The organism is Leucobacter soli (genome assembly GCF_042659205.1).
Lineage (GTDB): Bacteria > Actinomycetota > Actinomycetes > Actinomycetales > Microbacteriaceae > Leucobacter > Leucobacter soli.
Genome location: NZ_JBHSRW010000264.1, coordinates 1 through 2,901 on the forward strand (window position 1 = coordinate 1; position 2,901 = coordinate 2,901).

The window sequence follows — 2,901 nt, forward strand, 5'->3', positions numbered from 1 at the left end:
GCCGAAGTCCGCGGCCTCAGCGAGTGGGCGAGCGGCGGCCTCTGGCCCGCGCTGACCGTGCTGCTCGATGTCAGTCCCGAGCTCGCCGCCGAGCGCCGGTCAGCCGCAGGAGCCGCCGCCGATCGGTTGGAGCGCGAAGCGGCCGAGTTCCACCGGCGGGTGCGCGACGGGTTCCTCGCACTCGCGAACGCGGAGCCCGAGCGCTTCCTCGTCCTCGACGCCGCCCTTCCGATCGAGGAACTGCACGCCGCGATCGCCGCGCGAGTCGAACCGCTGCTCGGCTGAGGCACGCAAGCGCGCACTGAGAACGGCAGACGCGCACGGAATACGGCTGACACACACCGAACACGGATCGACACGGATCGACACGGCTGTGCGACAGCACCTGCCCGGAGCTCGCGACAGCGCGTGCCCGGCGCAGGCCCTGGTCAGCCGACCTTCTTCACCTTGACGCTCTTGCTCTTGTAGCTCGACGCGTACTTCACCGAGCCGATCTTCGCGTAGAGCTTGCCGCCCTTGCCCGCGACGTTGTGCTTCTTCCCGATCTTGACTTTGGCATTCGACGAGGTACCCCAGTACCGGTCGTGCTTCAGCTTGCCGGTGCCGACCTTCTTCCACTTCTTCGCACCCGTCGCCTTGAAGTACAGCGTCACCTTGCCGCCGGCCTGATACGCCGGCGCTGAGACGTAGGCTGTGTACGCCTTCTTCGCCTTCCCCGAACCGCCGATCGAGGTGTTCTTTCTCGAGACGCTCGTGTTCGCGCGGACGGTGTACACCTTCGACGTGCTCGCGGTCTTCCCGGACGCCCCGGTGACGGATTGGAAGACCGTCACGGTGAGCCGGTACTTGCCCGGACTGTTCCGCTGGTTCGTCTTGATAGTGAAGGTGTTCTTCGCATTGGCTTTGAGCTTCGCGGGAGGCTCCGCGAACGTGCGGATCACGTTGATCTTCTGGATCGAATGGAGATGCTCGGTCTCCGTCGTCGCGCGGTAGCTGTAGGCGGTCGAGGATCCTCCGCTGAAGCGGACGGCGAAGGTCGACTTTCCGCTCGACTTCGGGACCTTGACGGTCGCCAGCCCCGAGATCTTCGGCGTGCCCAGATCGGCCTCATCCGCAGCCAGCGCCGGCCCGACCGAGCCGAGCGTCAACGCCATCGTCGCGATCGCCGCGAGCGATGCGGCCCCCAGCTTCTTCGTGTTCCCCATGCTGATCCCCCGACCATCGTCGAATAGACGGTTCACTTGCTTGAGGCAGGATCATACCCGCGAGCAGCCGTGCACGCCAGGGTGGACGACGAACGGGGCCGCTGCCGAAGCAGCGGCCCCGTTCGTGGGAGCCGTCGCGCGAGCCGGTGGCTCGCGGCGAGAGGGTGTTACTTGATCTTGTAGACCGGACCGTTGTACCCGGAGGCGTACGGAGCCGACTTGACCTTCACGTAGTAGCGCGTGCCCTTCTTGGTGTACTTCTTGGAGAGCTTCACCGTGGCCTTCGAACGGAACTGGTTGCCGCTCTTCAGGGTCTTCCAGCTGCTGACCTTCTTGTACTTCTTCTTGCCCTTGAGCTTCGCGTAGATCGACACCTTCGCGCCGACCTGGTAGTACGGGGCCTGCACCTTCACGTTCCAGGTGCGGCCGAGGTAGCCGCTGCTCGGCGCCGTGGTCTGCGACTTCGAGTAGCCCGTGTTCGCGCGGAGGATGACGTCCTTCGTCCCCGTCTGGGTCTTGAGGTCGGTGTAGGTGCCCGCGGCCCTCTGCGTCACCGGAACATAGACGCGGTACTTGCCCGGCGTCGTGATGTTCGAGTAGATGTTCCCGGTGAAGCCGTAGGTTCCCGGAGCCAGCGTCGACGAGTAGTCGTCCGGGTACACGCTGAAGGTGTCCTCGACGTAGCTCTTCTTGATCTTCTTGTTCCGACTGATCAGTTTCGTCTTCGGGCCCGCGAAACTCGCGTCGGAGAAGCGGTAGGTATGGGTTCCGGCGGGGCCGGTGATCGTGGTGGTGAATTTCACCTTCTTGCTGCTCGTCTTCGGCAGGGTGATCTTCGACGAGATCTTGACCTGCGGCTTCGTCGTGTCGAACGAACCCGCGGCCATCGCGGGGGCGCTGGTCAGGCCCAGCACGAGCGCGGCGCTGCCGGCGGCGGCCAGGCTACCGAGCCCGAACCTCTTCAGTTTCTGCATGACTGTCTGTATTCCTCACTTGTCGGATACTCCCCCGCAGAGGATCCTACCCGAAAGCTGAGAGTTCATTGAACCCAGTGGGTGTTCGGCCGGCTCGAAGTTACGCCGTTTTGAACCGGCCGGGTGCTCGTCGGGACCTGGACGTCTCGGCGCCGAGGCGAGACGAACCCGCCTCGGCGCTCGGCCTCGGTGCGGGACTTCAGTGCTCGGCGTCGCTCACCAGCTTCAGGCCGACGATGCAGCCGACGAGCCCGATGATCAGCAGCGTCTTGAGCAGGCTGACCGGCTCGTCCCCGGTGACCATCGCGTAGATCACGGTCAGCGCGGCGCCGACCCCGACCCAGACCGCGTAGCCGGTGCCGGTGGGGATCTCGCGCAGTGCGAAGGCGAGACCGGCCATGCTCACGATCAGGCCCCCGACGAACACGACCGACGGCCAGAGCTTCGAGAACCCTTCGGACTTGCCCAGCGCCGTCGCCCAGACGGCCTCGAACATGCCCGAGATGATGAGTACGATCCATGCGAGCACGACTGCCTCCTGCGGCAAGTCTTGTCCTGGCGGGGTACTTGACCATCGTCCCGGAGCCCGGTCGCGGGCTCCGCTCAAGCCTCTCACATCGCCGCGCGAGGCGCATGCACCGCCGCTTCATGCGCCGCGGCGGTGTGCCGAGGCTACGCGTCGCCGCCGACCACCGCGCCGAAGCGCTGGGGCAGGGTGGCGC

General features: G+C 65.6%; 4 protein-coding genes and 1 riboswitch. Of the genes, 1 reads left to right on the forward strand and 3 read right to left on the reverse strand.

Annotated elements, in window-relative coordinates:
- A partial coding sequence (locus ACFPZL_RS11870) for a dTMP kinase (protein WP_382335557.1) occupies positions 1 to 285 on the forward strand: 285 nt, incomplete at its 5' end.
- A 143-nt stretch (positions 286 to 428) separates the two neighbouring features.
- Here the strand turns inward: ACFPZL_RS11870 and ACFPZL_RS11875 are convergent.
- The 3 genes from ACFPZL_RS11875 to ACFPZL_RS11885 form a co-directional block, all read right to left on the reverse strand.
- Positions 429 to 1,205 (reverse strand): hypothetical protein, encoded by a 777-nt coding sequence (locus ACFPZL_RS11875; protein ID WP_218116021.1) that lies wholly within the window; start codon positions 1,203 to 1,205, stop codon positions 429 to 431.
- Positions 1,206 to 1,372: 167 nt separating this feature from the next.
- A complete protein-coding gene (locus tag ACFPZL_RS11880) occupies positions 1,373 to 2,179 on the reverse strand; it encodes a hypothetical protein (RefSeq protein WP_218116022.1) in 807 nt (268 codons plus the stop codon).
- A gap of 199 nt (positions 2,180 to 2,378) precedes the next feature.
- A complete protein-coding gene (locus ACFPZL_RS11885; protein ID WP_268912070.1) occupies positions 2,379 to 2,708 on the reverse strand; it encodes a DMT family transporter in 330 nt (109 codons plus the stop codon).
- A 10-nt stretch (positions 2,709 to 2,718) separates the two neighbouring features.
- A riboswitch (guanidine-III (ykkC-III) riboswitch) is annotated at positions 2,719 to 2,782 on the reverse strand.
- Positions 2,783 to 2,901: the final 119 nt, after the last annotated feature.